General features: G+C 59.2%; 14 protein-coding genes. 3 read left to right on the top strand and 11 right to left on the bottom strand.

Annotation, left to right across the window (positions count from 1 at the left end):
* Positions 1-101: 101 nt before the first annotated feature.
* From rpoD to rpsU, 3 genes are all read right to left on the bottom strand, one after another.
* Entirely contained in the window at positions 102-1,952 is a 1,851-nt protein-coding gene (rpoD, locus tag PspR76_RS27930) for an RNA polymerase sigma factor RpoD (RefSeq protein WP_159960380.1), read from the bottom strand.
* A gap of 67 nt (positions 1,953-2,019) precedes the next feature.
* Positions 2,020-3,990, bottom strand: coding sequence for a DNA primase (gene dnaG / locus PspR76_RS27925; protein WP_159960378.1), 1,971 nt, complete (start codon positions 3,988-3,990; stop codon positions 2,020-2,022).
* Positions 3,991-4,433: 443 nt separating this feature from the next.
* Entirely contained in the window at positions 4,434-4,649 is a 216-nt protein-coding gene (gene rpsU / locus PspR76_RS27920; protein ID WP_002551877.1) for a 30S ribosomal protein S21, read from the bottom strand.
* 203 nt (positions 4,650-4,852) lie between these two features.
* Here rpsU and tsaD point away from each other — a divergent pair, with 203 nt between their 5' ends.
* A complete protein-coding gene (tsaD, locus tag PspR76_RS27915) occupies positions 4,853-5,878 on the top strand; it encodes a tRNA (adenosine(37)-N6)-threonylcarbamoyltransferase complex transferase subunit TsaD (RefSeq protein WP_159960376.1) in 1,026 nt (341 codons plus the stop codon).
* 33 nt (positions 5,879-5,911) lie between these two features.
* Here tsaD and plsY read toward each other — a convergent pair whose 3' ends face one another.
* The gene (gene plsY, locus PspR76_RS27910) at positions 5,912-6,481 is read right to left on the bottom strand and encodes a glycerol-3-phosphate 1-O-acyltransferase PlsY (protein WP_159960375.1); all 570 of its coding nucleotides are present in this window, start codon (positions 6,479-6,481) and stop codon (positions 5,912-5,914) included.
* Between the two features lie 72 nt (positions 6,482-6,553).
* On the opposite strand from plsY, the gene folB reads away from it, so the two are divergent.
* Both folB and folK read left to right on the top strand, forming a co-directional pair.
* Positions 6,554-6,907, top strand: a complete 354-nt coding sequence (folB, locus tag PspR76_RS27905; protein ID WP_159960373.1) for a dihydroneopterin aldolase — start codon at positions 6,554-6,556, stop codon at positions 6,905-6,907.
* Entirely contained in the window at positions 6,898-7,416 is a 519-nt protein-coding gene (gene folK, locus PspR76_RS27900) for a 2-amino-4-hydroxy-6-hydroxymethyldihydropteridine diphosphokinase (RefSeq protein ID WP_159960371.1), read from the top strand. Before folB ends, folK begins: the two co-directional genes overlap by 10 nt.
* An 840-nt stretch (positions 7,417-8,256) precedes the next feature.
* On the opposite strand, the gene PspR76_RS27895 is transcribed toward folK, so the two are convergent.
* The 7 genes from PspR76_RS27895 to apaG form a co-directional block, all read right to left on the bottom strand.
* Positions 8,257-9,486, bottom strand: coding sequence for a multifunctional CCA addition/repair protein (locus PspR76_RS27895; protein ID WP_159960369.1), 1,230 nt, complete (start codon positions 9,484-9,486; stop codon positions 8,257-8,259).
* A gap of 63 nt (positions 9,487-9,549) precedes the next feature.
* Complete coding sequence (locus PspR76_RS27890; RefSeq protein ID WP_159960367.1) at positions 9,550-11,115, bottom strand: SpoVR family protein; 1,566 nt, start codon at positions 11,113-11,115, stop codon at positions 9,550-9,552.
* Entirely contained in the window at positions 11,112-12,383 is a 1,272-nt protein-coding gene (locus PspR76_RS27885) for a YeaH/YhbH family protein (RefSeq protein ID WP_003194735.1), read from the bottom strand. Before PspR76_RS27885 ends, PspR76_RS27890 begins: the two co-directional genes overlap by 4 nt.
* A gap of 113 nt (positions 12,384-12,496) precedes the next feature.
* Entirely contained in the window at positions 12,497-14,419 is a 1,923-nt protein-coding gene (locus tag PspR76_RS27880) for a PrkA family serine protein kinase (protein WP_003194732.1), read from the bottom strand.
* Between the two features lie 285 nt (positions 14,420-14,704).
* The gene (gene glpE, locus PspR76_RS27875; RefSeq protein WP_159960365.1) at positions 14,705-15,034 is read right to left on the bottom strand and encodes a thiosulfate sulfurtransferase GlpE; all 330 of its coding nucleotides are present in this window, start codon (positions 15,032-15,034) and stop codon (positions 14,705-14,707) included.
* 9 nt (positions 15,035-15,043) lie between these two features.
* The gene (locus PspR76_RS27870; RefSeq protein ID WP_159960363.1) at positions 15,044-15,892 is read right to left on the bottom strand and encodes a symmetrical bis(5'-nucleosyl)-tetraphosphatase; all 849 of its coding nucleotides are present in this window, start codon (positions 15,890-15,892) and stop codon (positions 15,044-15,046) included.
* Positions 15,892-16,272 (bottom strand): Co2+/Mg2+ efflux protein ApaG, encoded by a 381-nt coding sequence (gene apaG, locus PspR76_RS27865; protein ID WP_069551974.1) that lies wholly within the window; start codon positions 16,270-16,272, stop codon positions 15,892-15,894. The genes PspR76_RS27870 and apaG overlap by 1 nt, the downstream gene beginning before the upstream one ends.
* Positions 16,273-16,354: the final 82 nt, after the last annotated feature.

Below are 16,354 nucleotides of genomic sequence, written 5' to 3'. Positions count from 1 at the left end.
TGTAGACGGGCATTGCGGGGGAGGGGGGTTGCGCGGCAGTTAATCTATAGAAAGTAGTTTGCAGAATGCAAAACCCCCGGCCTGGGCCGGGGGTTCTGGTATCACTCGTCGAGGAAGGAGCGCAGATGCTCGCTTCGCGTCGGGTGGCGCAACTTGCGCAGCGCCTTGGCTTCGATCTGACGGATCCGCTCACGCGTCACGTCAAACTGCTTACCGACTTCCTCAAGGGTGTGGTCGGTATTCATGTCGATGCCGAAACGCATGCGCAGTACCTTGGCTTCACGGGCAGTGAGGCCGGACAGTACGTCGCGAGTCGCTTCTTTAAGGCTCTCAACAGTGGCGACATCGATTGGCGACTGCATGGTCGAGTCTTCGATGAAGTCACCCAGATGGGAGTCTTCGTCATCACCAATCGGCGTTTCCATGGAGATCGGCTCTTTAGCGATCTTCAATACCTTGCGGATTTTATCCTCAGGCATTTCCATGCGTTCGCCCAACTCTTCCGGGGTCGGTTCGCGACCCATTTCCTGCAACATCTGCCGGGAAATACGGTTGAGCTTGTTGATCGTCTCGATCATGTGCACCGGAATACGGATGGTGCGGGCCTGGTCGGCGATCGAGCGAGTGATCGCCTGACGGATCCACCAGGTGGCATAAGTCGAGAACTTGTAGCCGCGACGGTATTCGAACTTATCCACCGCTTTCATCAAGCCGATGTTGCCTTCCTGGATCAGATCGAGGAATTGCAGGCCACGGTTGGTGTACTTCTTGGCGATGGAGATCACCAGACGCAAGTTCGCTTCAACCATCTCTTTCTTCGCGCGGCGGGCTTTGGCCTCACCGATCGACATGCGACGGTTGATGTCCTTGATTTCAGCAATCGTCAGACCGGTTTCGGTCTCAAGCGCAGTCAGCTTCTGCTGGCAACGGATGATATCGGGCTGCAGACGACCAATGGCTTCGGCGTATTTCGCCTTGCCTTTGGCCAGCGCGTCGGTCCAGCTTTCGTCAACTTCGTTGCCCGGGAACTGGCGCAGGAAGTCGGCGCGCGGCATACGTGCATCACGTACACACAGCTGCATGATTGCGCGCTCTTGGGCACGCAGACGCTCAAGGGCACTGCGAACACGCTCAACCAGGCCTTCGAATTGCTTCGGCACCAGCTTGATTGGCATGAACAGCTCAGCCAGGGCGATCAGCTCGGCGATTGCCTGCTTGTTGCCACGACCGTGCTTTTTCAGGGCCTTGCGGGTGATTTCCATTTGATCGGAAACCGCACCGAAGCGCTGGGCAGCGATGATCGGGTCCGGGCCGCTTTCGACTTCTTCTTCGTCGTCGGTGCTGGCTTCAGCCTCGTCGTCATCAGTGTCGTCGTCAGCTTTCGCGGTTTTCGCACCGACAGGCGGCGGTACTTCGGCGGCGGGCGGCGCAATGCCGTCATCCGGGTCGATGTAACCGCTCAAGACGTCGGACAGGCGACCGCCTTCGGTGGTGACGCGAGTGTACTCGGACAGAATATGGTCAACCGTGCCAGGGAAGTGCGCAATTGCGCCCATCACTTCACGGATGCCTTCTTCGATACGCTTGGCGATTTCAATTTCGCCTTCGCGTGTCAGCAACTCGACCGTACCCATTTCACGCATATACATGCGCACAGGGTCCGTCGTGCGACCGATATCGGTCTCCACTGCTGCCAACGCTGCTGCTGCCTCTTCGGCCGCAGCCTCGTCAGTATCGGCGTCGGCCAGCATAAGGGAATCCTTATCTGGCGCAGTTTCGAATACGTTGATCCCCATGTCGTTAATCATGCGGATGATGTCTTCCACCTGCTCTGGATCTGAAATATCCTCAGGCAGGTGGTCGTTGACCTCCGCGTAAGTCAGGTAACCCTGCTCACGACCAAGTGTGATCAACTCTTTGATACGAGACTGCTGTTGCGCTTTTCCGGACATAACACCCTATCCACTGAAGGTCTTGGCGGGCAAAAAACAAGCCGAGGATTATACCCGAGCTATGACCTCACACGCCAGCTGAGGTCGGGTTTGATGCGGAAACATTCTGTTTTAAGAGGTCGCGCATCTGTTTTGCTATCTGAATTTGCTCTTCAGCCGACAATCCCGGCTGTCTTGCTCTCTTGATGAGCTCGTCGAGGGTCTGCGTGTGCTGACCCGCGGATAACCTAGTAATGGTGTCTAAAAACTGTTGTTCAAGGTTATCGCCGTCAATTAGCCACTCCTTTTCTGCGAGTGCTTTCAACAAGCGGCCTTGTTCGGTGCCATGCCAACGAGCCATCAACTGAATTGAGTTTAGCTTAGGATTTTTCTGTACCGCCTCGATCAAGGCGATCAGTACCTGAGCATAGGTGTTGCTTTCGTTGGCAAAATGATCGGCGCTCTCAACTTTCTTGGCCAATTGCGGGTGGTGGATCAGCGTGCGCAACGCAATCAGCGTCGGGGCTTCCACCGCCACTGGCGTGCGTGGCGCATAGGCTTCATCGCGATCGCCGCGCTTGCCGTTCTTGCTCCAGGGCTTTTTGTCCCATTTCTTGCCGCCGGCGCCGGGCTTCTTCGGTGTCCACTCCTGCTGGGGCGTGTAGGCCTCCTGCGGTTGGTGGAAGTCGGAATAGTCCGGCATGGCGTCGTAATCCATGCCCGGGTCGTACGCCGGTGGCGCCTCTTGCGGCGCGTTGTGCACCAGCTGGCTGACGGCTTCGCCGCTCAAACCGGTAATTTCCAACAAGCGCATGCGCATCAGTGATTTCAGATTGGCGCCCGGCACTTTGTCGATCAACGGTGCCGCGAGGGTGGCCATGTGGGCCTTGCCTTCGAGGGAGCGCGGGTCGGCTTCTTCGGTCAGTTGCTGGAAGAAATAGTCCGCCAGCGGCTGCGCGTGTTGATTGATGCGCGCGCGGAATGCGTCGGTGCCTTCGGAGCGCACCAAGGTGTCCGGGTCTTCGCCTTCCGGCAGGAACAGAAAGCGCGCGCGGCGCCCGTCCTGCAGGCTCGAGAGCGTCGCTTCGAGCGCCCGCCAGGCGGCGTTGCGGCCAGCCTGGTCACCGTCGAAACAGAACAACACGCTGGGCACCACGCGAAACAGGCGCTTCATATGTTCTTCGCTGGTCGCGGTGCCCAAGGTGGCCACAGCGTTACGCAGGCCTTGCTGGGCGAGGGCGATCACGTCCATATAGCCTTCAACCACAATGATTTCATCGAGGTTGCGATTGTTTTTGCGCGCCTCGAACAGGCCGTAGAGTTCCTGACCCTTGTGGAACACCGGGGTTTCCGGGGAGTTCAGGTACTTGGGTTTGTCGTCCCCCAGCACTCGGCCACCGAACGCGATGATCCGGCCGCGGCTGTCGCGGATCGGGAACATCACGCGGTCGCGGAAGCGGTCGTAGCGCTTGCCGGTCTCGGCGTTTTCCACAAGCAGGCCGGCGTCGATCATGGCTTTTTGCTGCAGGGTGTCGCTGCTCAGGTGCTTATAGAGGTTGTCCCAGCCCGGCGGCGCGAAACCGAGGCCGAAGTCTCGGGCGATTTCACCGGTAAGGCCGCGGCCCTTGAGGTAATCGACGGCGGCCTTGCGCTGCGGATGGCTTTTAAGCGCCTGGCGATAGAAGTCGGCAGCGGCCGTCAGCAGCGGGTACAGCGGCGAGTCGGTGGGTTGCCGCGGTTTGTGCGGGCGGCCACTTTCTTCGCGAGGGATTTCCATGCCGGCGGCTTTGGCCAGGTCCTCGATAGCCTGGGGGAAGTCCAGGTTGTCGTGGTCCATGAGGAAGCCGAGGGCATTACCGCCCGCGCCGCAGCCGAAGCAGTAATAGAACTGCTTGTCGGGGCTGACGCTGAACGACGGGGTTTTCTCTTTGTGAAACGGGCAGCAGGCGGTGTAGTTTTTGCCGGCTTTTTTCAATTGCACGCGCGAGCTGACAACATCGACGATGTCGGTGCGGTTCAGAAGGTCGTCAATAAAGCTCTGGGGAATTAGCCCGGCCATGGCGTTCTCGTCATCACTGCGTGTCAATGAGGCCCGCGAAGTGCTCGGGCGCGCAAATTATGCGGCTCGATCAACTGTCGTCTGCTTGGGCTGTCAGGGAGTGTATCTGCCGAACATTCACTGACGTTAATTTCTATCAGTGTTCGGCGTGGAAATGTTGCCCGGGCGTCCGGTGTTGGCCAATGGCGGGCCTCGGAAACGCATCGTTGGGCACAGCCGACACAGTTGATCGTCTGCTTGAAGAATGAGTGTGCTCGTCAGTAGCCTTGTTAGGCTCGTCAGAAGAGACGTGCACCGCTGGCAAAAGAGCCAGTCCTGACGTGTGAAGCAGTGTCTCGGTCGCGTGTGCGGCGTCGACGGTGAAGCATCAAGCGATATCCGCAAATGCCAATAGCCCGGCTGAGGGCCGGGCTTGGCAGAAGCTTGCTACGTAAGTCTGTGTATTAGTACAGACGAACGGCGCGGCGCTGCTCGCGCTGAACTTTCTTAGCGTGACGCTTAACAGCGGCTGCTGCTTTGCGCTTACGCTCAGAAGTTGGCTTCTCATAAAATTCGCGGCTACGAACTTCAGCCAGAACACCGGCTTTTTCGCAGGAGCGCTTGAAACGACGCAGAGCTACGTCGAAGGGTTCGTTCTCTTTTACTTTGACGGCTGGCATCCAGAGCTACCTTCTTTCATTACCGGGAATCAACGTTCTCGTCGCAAAAAATTCGCGGCTGAGGTCGTCGGTTTTTAAGGGTTGCGGATGTTAACCCCTCATTGCCCGGAATGCAAAGCCTCTGATCGAAAACCGCTAGTCGGGAGGGGGAGTGGCGACTATTATGCGCGCCTTCGAATTCAGCCTCTACAAGGCGCAAACCCATGCTAGTACTGGGACTTGAAACCTCCTGCGACGAAACCGGTGTCGCACTTTACGACAGTGAACGCGGGCTTTTGGCCGATGCACTGTTCAGTCAGATCGACCTGCACCGTGCCTATGGCGGCGTGGTGCCAGAGCTCGCCAGCCGCGATCACGTCAAGCGCATGCTGCCGTTGATTCGCCAGGTGCTGGACGAGGCCGGCTGCGTGCCGACCGAGATCGACGCGATTGCCTATACCGCCGGCCCCGGATTGGTCGGAGCCCTGCTGGTTGGGGCTTCTTGCGCCCAGGCGCTGGCATTCGCCTGGGGCATTCCAGCCCTCGGCGTGCATCACATGGAAGGCCATTTACTGGCGCCGATGCTGGAAAAAACACCGCCACAGTTCCCGTTCGTCGCTTTGTTGGTTTCGGGTGGGCATACGCAGCTGGTTCAGGTCGACGCGATCGGCCAATACACGCTGTTGGGCGAGTCCCTGGACGATGCTGCCGGTGAAGCGTTCGACAAGACCGCGAAGATGATGGGCCTCAATTATCCTGGTGGTCCGGAAATCGCCCGCCTCGCCGAAAAGGGCGTGCCGGGCCGCTATACCTTCCCGCGCCCGATGTGCGATCGCCCAGGTCTGATGTTCAGCTTCAGTGGTTTGAAAACCTCCGCGCTGAACACCTGGCAGCAGAGCGTCAGCGCCGGGGACGACAGTGAGCAAGCCCGTTGCGACATCGCGCTGGCGTTCCAGCAGGCCGTGGTGGAGACTTTGACCATCAAGTGCAAGCGCGCCCTGAAACAGGCGGGCATGAAGCGTCTGGTGATCGCCGGCGGCGTCAGCGCCAACAAGGCCTTGCGCGCCTCGCTGGAAAAAATGCTCGGCGACATGCACGGCGATGTGTTCTACGCGCGGCCTGAGTTCTGCACCGATAACGGTGCGATGATCGCCTATGCCGGTTGCCAGCGCCTGCAGGCCGGGCAGCATGAAAGCCTGGCGATCAGCGTGCAGGCACGCTGGCCGATGGAGCAGCTGTCACCGTTGTAAGTGCTCTGCGTGGGCCGGGCGCACCCGACGTATTTAAAAATGCCGTTCGCGCCCGGCAAACAGGTCGCGTAAATTGCCGCGGTGGCGCCAGACGATCAGCAGTGTCAGCACGCTCATCGGCAACAGCGCCGCTGGCGCCTGCCAGGCCAGCAGCGGCAGGGTGAGCGGTGTGGCGATCAATGCAGCCAAGGAGCTGGTGCGAGTCAGGTAGAACGTCAGCAGCCAGGCCAGCACGGCCAGCAACGCGGCGGGAGGGTAAATCCCCAGCAGCATGCCGGCAGCCGTGGCGACACCCTTGCCCCCGCGAAAGCGGAAGTACAGCGGGAACAGATGGCCGAGGACGGCACACACGCCCACCCAGGCCTGCTGCTGCAGGGCAAGACCGGCCAGATTGGCGATCAGTACGGGCAGAAGGCCTTTGCAGATGTCGCCGAGCAGTGTCAGTACGGCGAGTTTCTTGCCGGCCAGGCGCAACATATTGGTGGCGCCGGCATTGCCTGAGCCACTCATTCGCGGGTCGGGGTTTCCCGTCAGGCGGCTGAGCAAAATGGCGAAGGACAGCGAGCCGAGCAGGTAGGCGAGAATCGCCAGTGACCAAAACATGCTAACTATTCCGGGCGAGGACGCCCTGATTCTAACGGGGCATCGCGCCCTTGTCGTGCTGCGGAGAAGAGCTTGGACAGAGTGTTTATCGAAGGCCTGGAAGTCGACACCGTGATCGGGGCCTACGACTGGGAGCGCGGCATCAAGCAATGCCTGCGCCTGGACCTGAGCTTCGCCTGGGACAATCGCCCGGCTGCGGCCGGTGACGACCTGACGTTGGCGCTCGATTACGCCAGCGTATCCGCGCGTATTCAGGCCTTTGCCGAGCGGTCCCAGTACCAGCTGGTGGAAACCTTCGCCGAACGCCTGGCCGAAGTGTTGATGAGCGAATTCCAGATTCCCTGGCTGCACCTCAAGTTGACCAAGCCAGGCGCCGTGCCGGCAGCCAAAGGCGTGGGCGTGGAGATCGAGCGCGGATGCCGCTAACTCAGATTTACCTTGGCCTTGGCAGCAATATCGAACGCGAGCCGCATTTACGCGCTGGCCTGGATGCGTTGGCGAGCTTCTTGACCGATGTACGCTGCTCGCCGGTGTTTGAAAGCCAGCCGGTGGGCATCAAGAGCGGGCCGTTCTTCAATCTGGTGGTGTCGGCCTATACCGAGCTGCCGTTGATGGAGCTGGATCGCCGGTTGAAATTCATCGAGGCCGAGAATGGCCGTTATGCGCCGGACCGCAAAGGGCTGCCGTTGGATATCGATGTACTGCTGTATGGCGACCTGGTGGGCAATTTCGACGGATTGATCCTGCCGCGTGCGGAGATCCTGAAAAATGCCTTTGTGCTATGGCCGTTATCGCTGATGGCACCGGACCGTGTGCATCCTGAAGCGGGGAAGACCCTGGCTGAGCTGTGGCGCAATTCGCAGATCGATCAGGTATTGGCGCCTGTTGCTTTTGAGTGGCAGGGCCAGCAACTGACGCCGACGATTCCCCTATAGCCGCCGATTCTCTTGGCTCGACCGAATTCAAATGTGGGAGCGGGCTCGCCCGCGAAAGCGGTGCGTCAGTCACCATCCATGCTTGTTGGGCCGACGTCTTCGCGGGCAAGCCCGTTCCCACAGGTTTTGCGCTCAACTGAGCGGCATCGGAAAAGCTCGCCTGCTTCCTATAGCCGCCGATTCTCTTGGCTCGACCGGATTCAAATGTGGGAGCGGGCTTGCCCGCGAAAGCGGTGCGTCAGTCACCATCCATGCTTGTTGGGCCGACGTCTTCGCGGGCAAGCCCGCTCCCACAGGTTTTGCGCTCAACTGAACGGCATCGGAAAAGCTCGCCTGCTTCCTATCGCCGCCGATTCTCTTGACTCGACCGGATTCAAATGTGGGAGCGGGCTTGCTCGCGAAAGCGGTGCGTCAGTCACCATCCATGCTTGTTGGGCCGACGTCTTCGCGGGCAAGCCCGCTCCCACAGGTTTTGCGCTAAACTGAGCGGCACTGGAAAAGCTCGCCTGCTTCCTATAGCCGCCGATTCTCTTGGCTCGACCGAATTCAAATGTGGGAGCGGGCTTGCCCGCGAAAGCGGTGCGTCAGTCACCATCCATGCTTGTTGGGCAGACGTCTTCTCGGGCAAGCCCGCTCCCACAGGTTTTGCGCTCAACTGAACGGCATTGGAAAAGCTCGCCTGCTTCCTATCGCCGCCGATTCTCTTGGCTCGACCGGATTCAAATGTGGGAGCGGGCTTGCCCGCGAAAGCGGTGTGTCAGTCACCATCAATGCTTGTTGGGCCGACGTCTTCGCGGGCAAGCCCGCTCCCACAGGTTTTGCATTGGAAAAGCTCGCCTGCTAGGCGTTACGCTGTTCCTTGTAGGCCTTCAGCGCCTTAAGCCTTTCGCGTTTGAGCGCTTCGCCCAGTTCCGGGCCTTTAAAACCTTTCTCCAGCAGTGGCGCCACCGCCACTTCACGCGCAACCTTGGCTGCGCCGCGCAAATAATCGGCCTGTGGATAACTTCGCTGCTCAAAGCCCTTGCGGCCGCGTGCGTCCATCTCACACGCCACCACAAATTCCTCAAAGCGCTGCGGCCGGCGATACACGTCAAAACTCTGCAGCAACTCCAGCAATGTCGAGGCTTTCAGCTCCAATGCACGATGGCCATGAGTGTGATATTGGCCCACCAATAGCGCCAGTTCCTGGCAATCCCTCGGCACTTTGAAGCGCTCGTTGACCGCCTTGATCAGTACCAAGCCCGTATGTTCATGAGCAATGTGTTGCGGCAACTTATCCACAGGCGTCAGGCCTTTGCCCAGGTCATGCAGCAAGCAAGCCCAGCGCACGGTGAGCGGCTGTTGATGCAGGGCGGCCTGTTCCAGCACGCTCAAGGTGTGCACACCGGTGTCGATTTCCGGGTGATGAGCCTCGGGCTGCGGCACGCCGAACAGTGCGTTCACTTCCGGCATCAGGGTTTTCAGTGCATCGCAGTCACGCAGTACTTGGATAAACACCTGAGGCTGATCTTCCATCAGCGCACGGGAGATTTCTTTCCAGCTGCGCTCCGGGGTCAAGGCTTCCAGCTCGCCGGATTCACTGAGCTGACGCATCAGCTCCAGCGTCTCAGGTGCTACGGTGAAGCCAAGGTGTGCGTAGCGCGCCGCAAAGCGGGCAACGCGCAGCACGCGCAATGGATCTTCGGCGAACGCCGGCGAAACGTGGCGTAGAACGCGGGCTTCCAGATCACGCTGGCCATGGTACGGATCCGTCAGGTTGCCGTCATCGTCCTCCGCCATGGCGTTGATGGTCAGGTCGCGGCGAATCAGGTCTTCTTCCAGCGTGACCTCGGGGCTGGCGTGAAACACAAAGCCGCCATAACCCCGGCCACTCTTGCGCTCGGTGCGGGCGAGGGCGTATTCGTCACCGTTTTTCGGATCGAGGAATACCGGGAAGTCAGCGCCCACCGGCTTGTAGCCCTTGGCGAGCATTTCTTCAGTGGTCGCGCCAACGACAACGCGGTCGACGTCGGTGACCTTGATGCCAAGCAGGCGATCACGCACCGCGCCGCCGACTTTATAGATTTTCATGAAAAAGCCTCCATTAGCGGCACAGGATACCGCCTGTGCCTGACCAATGGAGGCTTTGCTGTTTCAGAGATGAACGACGGCCAAGTCCAGGCGGCCGTAGTCGTTGTCGTTGTGATCGCTGCGCGGTGGCACATGGTGAGTCTTCATCACCTGGTCGCCCTGCAGGGTTTCCAGATGAATGTCGAAGCCCCACAACCGATGCAGGTGCTTGAGCACTTCCTCAGTGGATTCGCCCAAGGGCTTACGGTCGTGTTGCTGGTGCCGCAGGGTCAGCGAGCGGTCGCCGCGCACATCGATGCTGTAGATCTGCACGTTGGGTTCGCGGTTGCCAAGGTTGTACTGCGCCGCCAGGGTCTCGCGGATGGCGCGGTAGCCGGGCTCGTCATGGATGGCCGGCACCACCAGGTCATCCTTAAGGTCGTCGTCCATGATGCTGAACAGCTTGAGGTCGCGAATCACCTGGGGGGAGAGGTACTGCAGGATGAAACTCTCGTCCTTGAAGCTGCTCATGGCGAACTTGATGGTCGACAACCAATCGCTGCCGGCGATTTCCGGGAACCAGCGGCGGTCCTCGTCGGTGGGGTGTTCGCACATGCGCCGAATGTCGCGGTACATCGCAAAGCCCAGCGCATAAGGGTTGATGCCGCTGTAGTACGGGCTGTCGAAGCCCGGCTGGAACACCACGCTGGTGTGGGAAGTGAGGAACTCCATCATGAAGCCGTCGGTGACCAGGCCTTCGTCGTACAGGTCATTCATCAAGGTGTAGTGCCAGAACGTGGCCCAGCCTTCGTTCATCACCTGGGTCTGGCGCTGTGGATAAAAGTACTGGGCGATCTTGCGCACAATACGCACGATTTCGCGCTGCCATGGCTCCAGCAGCGGTGCGTGTTTTTCCAGGAAGTACAGGATGTTTTCCTGAGGTTCGGCCGGGAAGCGTGCATTGTCCTTGTCGCTGTTTTTCCCGGTTTTCTTGGGGATAGTGCGCCACAGGTCGTTGATCTGTTTCTGCAGGTGTTCCTCGCGTTCCTTCTGGCGCAGGCGTTCTTCCTCGGCAGAAATCGGGTACGGGCGTTTGTAGCGGTCCACACCGTAGTTCATCAACGCATGGCAGGAATCGAGCAGGTCTTCCACCGCATCGATACCGTGGCGTTCCTCGCATTGCATGATGTACTGCTTGGCGAACACCAGGTAATCGATGATCGAGCTGGCATCCGTCCAGGTGCGGAACAGGTAATTACCCTTGAAGAAGCTGTTGTGCCCGTAGCAGGCATGCGCCACCACCAGCGCCTGCATGCAGATGGTGTTTTCCTCCATCAAGTAGGCAATGCACGGGTCGGAATTGATGACGATCTCGTAGGCCAGGCCCATCTGGCCACGGGTGTAGGACTTCTCAGTACTGAGGAAGTGTTTGCCGTAGGACCAATGGTGATAGCCCAGAGGCATGCCGACCGAGGCGTAGGCATCCATCATCTGTTCGGCGGTGATCACTTCGATCTGGTTGGGGTAGGTGTCCAGGGCATAGCCCGCCGCGATGCGGCTGATTTCCCGGTCATAGGCCTGGATCAGTTCAAAGGTCCACTCGGAGCCGGTGGAAATGGGTTGGCGCTTATGCTCTTTTTTGGCGGTCATGTCACTAACCTGCGCTGGAAGAGTTCACGGAAGACCGGATAGATATCGCCGGCCGAGACCAGTTGCTGCTGGGCGAAGGTGTCGGCAAACGCTTCGCCGATACGCTCATATTCGAACCACAGGGCCTGGTGCTCACGGGGGGTAATTTCGACGTAGGTGTAGTACTGCACGAACGGCATGATCTGGTTGATCAGGATGTCGCGGCAGATGGGCGAATCATCATTCCAGTTGTCGCCGTCGGAAGCCTGAGCTGCGTAAATGTTCCACTCATTGGCCGGGTAGCGCTCGGCCATGATTTCCTGCATCAGCTTCAACGCGCTGGAGACGATGGTGCCGCCGGTTTCCCGCGAGTAGAAGAACTCCTCTTCGTCCACTTCCCGGGCGCTGGTGTGATGGCGGATGAACACTACGTCGATCTTGTCGTAATTCCGCTTTAGAAACAGGTACAGCAGGATGAAGAAGCGCTTGGCGATGTCCTTAGTCGCCTGGGTCATCGAGCCGGACACGTCCATCAGGCAGAACATCACCGCCTTCGAGCTTGGGTTGGGTTGCTTGACCAGCAAGTTGTATTTCAAGTCGAAGGTGTCGAGGAACGGCACGCGGTGAATGCGTGCGCTGAGTTTCTCGATTTCCGCCTCGATTTCCTGGATATCGCCGAAGTTGTCCGGTTCTTCGCGTTTTAAACGCGCCAACTCTTCCTTGGCTTGCTTCAGTTTGGCGCGGCTGCTGCCCGACAGGGCGATACGCCGGGCATGGGCCGAGCGCAGGGTACGGATGATATTGATCCGCGACGGGTTGCCCTCGTTGCTGATCCCTGCGCGTACGGTCTTGAAGGTGTCGGTGCCGGTCAGGTTGCGTTTGACCAGGTTGGGCAGTTCCAGGTCTTCGAACATGAATTCGAGGAATTCTTCCTGAGTAATCTGGAACACGAACTCATCCATGCCTTCGCCGGAATTGCCCGCCTTGCCTGGGCCTTTACCGCCGCCACCGCCTTGGGGGCGCTGGATATGTTCGCCGGTGGTGAATTCCTTGTTGCCGGGGTGCACGACGGTTTGCTTGCCACCACGCCCGTGGTGCAGCACCGGTTCGTCGATGTCACGTCCGGGAATGCTGATTTGCTCGCCATGTTCCATGTCGGTGATGGAACGGCGGCTGACGGCCTCTTCAACGGCCTTTTTGATGTGGTCACGGTAACGCCGCAGGAAACGCTGACGGTTTACCGTGCTCTTGTTCTTGCCATTGAGGCGTCGGTCAATCACATAGCTCATGGGGAGCCCTCCGGGCAGCTTCACATTACAAGCTTCAAGCTGCGAGCTGGAAGCCTAGAGACAAGCGGTCAGCTGCCAGGCCCAGGGCCCGGCAGCAAACGCCCGTCGCTGCCTTACTGTGATTTACGAACCCGCAGGTACCACTCGGAGAGCAGGCGTACCTGTTTGTCGGTGTAGCCACGCTCGACCATTCGAGTAACGAAGTCGTTGTGTTTTTGCTGATCCTCCTTGCTGGCCTTGGCGTTGAAGCTGATGACCGGCAGCAGATCCTCGGTGTTGGAGAACATTTTCTTCTCGATGACCACCCGCAGCTTCTCGTAGCTGAGCCAGGTAGGGTTTTTGCCGTTGTTGTTGGCGCGGGCGCGCAGTACGAAGTTGACGATTTCGTTGCGGAAATCCTTCGGATTGCTGATGCCTGCCGGTTTTTCGATTTTCTCCAGCTCCTCGTTGAGGGCCACGCGGTTGAGGATTTCGCCGGTTTCCGGGTCGCGGTATTCCTGGTCCTGAATCCAGAAGTCGGCGTACAGCACGTAGCGGTCGAAAATGTTCTGGCCGTACTCGCTGTAGGACTCCAGGTACGCGGTCTGGATTTCCTTGCCGATAAACTCGATGTAGCGCGGTGCCAGGTATTCCTTGAGGAAGCGCAGGTAGCGCTCGCGGGTTTCGGCCTGGAACTGTTCCTGCTCGATCTGCTGTTCCAGTACATACAGCAGGTGCACCGGGTTGGCGGCGATTTCGTGCGGGTCGAAGTTGAACACCTTGGAAAGGATCTTGAACGCGAACCGGGTGGACAGGCCGTTCATGCCCTCGTCCACGCCTGCCGTGTCGCGGTATTCCTGGATCGACTTGGCCTTGGGGTCGGTGTCCTTGAGGTTTTCGCCGTCGTAGACGCGCATCTTCGAATAGATATTCGAGTTCTCCGGCTCCTTGAGGCGCGACAGCACGGTGAACTGGGCGAGCATCTTCAAGGTGTCAGGCGCGCAGTGGGCCTTGGCCAGGGAGCTGTTGAACAGCAGCTTGTCGTAGATCTTGATCTCATCGCTGACCCGCAGGCAGTACGGCACCTTGACGATGTAGATCCGGTCGATGAAGGCTTCGTTGTTCTTGTTGTTGCGGAAGGTGTGCCACTCCGATTCGTTGGAGTGGGCCAGCAGGATCCCGGTGAACGGAATCGCGCCCAGGCCTTCGGTACTGTTGTAGTTACCTTCCTGGGTGGCGGTGAGCAGTGGGTGCAGCACCTTGATCGGTGCCTTGAACATCTCCACGAACTCCATCAGGCCCTGGTTGGCCCGGCACAGCGCGCCCGAGTAGCTGTAGGCGTCGGCGTCGTTCTGTGGGAATTCCTCGAGTTTGCGGATATCGACCTTACCTACCAATGCCGAGATGTCCTGGTTGTTCTCGTCACCTGGTTCGGTTTTGGCCACGCCGATCTGGTTGAGAATCGACGGGTAGAGTTTTACCACCCGGAACTGGCTGATATCGCCGCCAAACTCGGCCAGGCGCTTGGTCGCCCATGGCGACATGATGGTGTTGAGGTAGCGCCGTGGGATGCCGAAGTCTTCTTCGAGGATCGCGCCATCTTCCGTGGCGTTGAACAGGCCCAATGGCGACTCGAAGACCGGTGAGCCCTTGATCGCGTAGAAGGGCACCTTCTCGATCAGTTGTTTGAGCTTTTCGGCCAGGGACGATTTACCACCGCCGACGGGGCCGAGCAGGTAAAGGATTTGTTTCTTCTCTTCCAGGCCTTGGGCGGCATGGCGGAAGTAGGAGACGATCTGGTCAATGCATTCTTCCATGCCGTGGAAGTCTTCAAAGGCCGGGTAGCGGCGGATCACCTTGTTGGAGAATATTCGCGACAGGCGCGAATTATTGGCGGTTTCCACCAGCTCCGGCTCACCAATCGCCAATAGCAGACGTTCGGCGGCAGACGCGTAGGTACTGCGGTCCTGTTTGCACAGCTCGAGATACTCTTGCAGCGTGAGTTCTTCCTGCTGTGTGGACGCGAAGCGTTGTTGGAAGTGGCTAAAGATACTCATGACGTCGTCACCTCGCTCGATACGTGGAGCCGACGCCGGGTCAATCAGTCGATGCTGGCAGTCATTGGTGATCAACCAATGGCCGTTTTCCCCCCAAACACCCTGAAACGCTACCGATGACCCGCACGCCGGTGTACCGGCTCTCCCCTGATTCGGATGGCCTGCGCTTAAGGATAGTTCGGAATCCGGGAGGTCAAGGCGGGATACGCAATTAGTTTGGCTGCGCCGTTCGTCAGAAACGGCGCGAGCCCAAGCGTCACGCAGGGTAGCGGGGTGTGAAAAAAATTATTGCGAATCGCTAGAGGCAATTTCTGACGGATAAATCGAACGCCACAGCTCAAAGCCGCCGTCCAGGCTATAGACGTCGGAGAAACCCTGGCTGACCAGATAAGCGGCCGCGCTCTGGCTGGAGTTGCCGTGATAGCAGGCCACGATCACCGGCGCGTCGAGGTCGGCGGCGCGGATGAAGTCGGCAATGTTGTGGTTGTCCAAATGCTGCGCGCCACTGATGTGAGCGTTTGCATAGGTCGGCTGATCGCGGATGTCGACGACCACGGCACCTTGCTTGCGCAGGGCCAGGGCTTCTTCAGGGGGGATACGTTTGAATTCGCTCATGGCGGGCTCCTATGGCTTGGCGGCCGGCAGTGTGACGGGAAGGGTAGGTTCGCACTGGCAGCTCAGGCGCTCGCCGGTGTCGATGTTCATCAGGGTCATGGCGCCGCCCCACACGCAACCGGTGTCGAGGGCAAACACGCCGGGTTCTTCGCACTTGCCTTCAAGGGCAGCCCAGTGGCCAAAGATGATCTTCGTGTCACGGGTCTTGCGTTCCTTGTGCGCGAACCAAGGCTTGTAGCCGGGCAGCGCGGTGTCGGCGCCTTCCTTGCTCTTGAGGTCGAGCTTGCCTTCGGCGGTGCAGAAACGCATGCGGGTGAAGTAGTTGGTGATCACGCGCAGGCGGGCGACACCGGTAAGGTCGTTGTCCCACTTGACCGGCTCGTTGCCGTACATGCCGTCGAGGAAGGCGGTGTACAGGTTGTCATCGGCCAGGGCGCTCTCGACTTCGGCAGCACACTTGAGGGCTTTCTTCAGCGTCCACTGCGGCGGGATGCCAGCATGCACCAGGGCCATATTGCGGCCTTCGTCGTAATGCATGAGTTTCTGCCGACGCAACCACTCCAGCAGCTCGGCGCGATCTGGCGCTTCGAGAATTTCGCGCAGGGTGTCGCCCTTTTTCAGACGCTCGATGTTATCGCCGGCCGCCAGCAGGTGCAGGTCATGGTTGCCCAGCACACACACCAACGAGTCGCGCATCTTATAAAGAAAGCGCAGGGTTTCCAGGGACTCGGGGCCACGATTGACCAGGTCACCCACCAACCACAGTCGGTCGCTGGTCGGGTTGAAAACCACGCGCTCTAGCAAACACTTGAGGGGCGCCAGGCAGCCTTGCAGGTCGCCGACCGCGTACGTCGCCATCAGTGCAGGGCTCCCGGCACTGCGAGACGGAAGGGCGCGATGATGGCGTCGAACAGTTTGCCGTCAGTGGCTTTCATCTGATACGAGCCCTGCATGGTGCCGACCTTGGAGGTCATCACTGTGCCGCTGCTGTAGGTATGGCTGGCGCCAATGTCGATCAACGGTTGCTGGCCGACCACACCGGCACCGCGGACTTCCTCGACCTGGCCGTCGCCATCGGTGATTACCCAGTGGCGCGACAGCAGCTTGGCCGGCACCTGCCCGTTGTTCTTCACCGTGATGGTGTAGGCGAAGGCGAAACGGTTATGTTCGGGTTGCGATTGGTCCGCGAGGAAGCGGGTGACGACGCTGACGTCGATCTGGTAGCGAGGATCGGACATGCAAGAGGCCTTAAAAGCAAAAGCGGAGGACAGCAGATGCGGATCAGTCTAGGCCATCAACAGGGCACTAGGCCAGACATGC

The sequence above is a fragment of the Pseudomonas sp. R76 genome, assembly GCF_009834565.1.
Taxonomy (GTDB): Bacteria; Pseudomonadota; Gammaproteobacteria; order Pseudomonadales; family Pseudomonadaceae; genus Aquipseudomonas.
The sequence above is the reverse complement of the archived record's forward strand: the minus strand, read 5'-3'. Positions and strand labels throughout refer to the sequence as shown.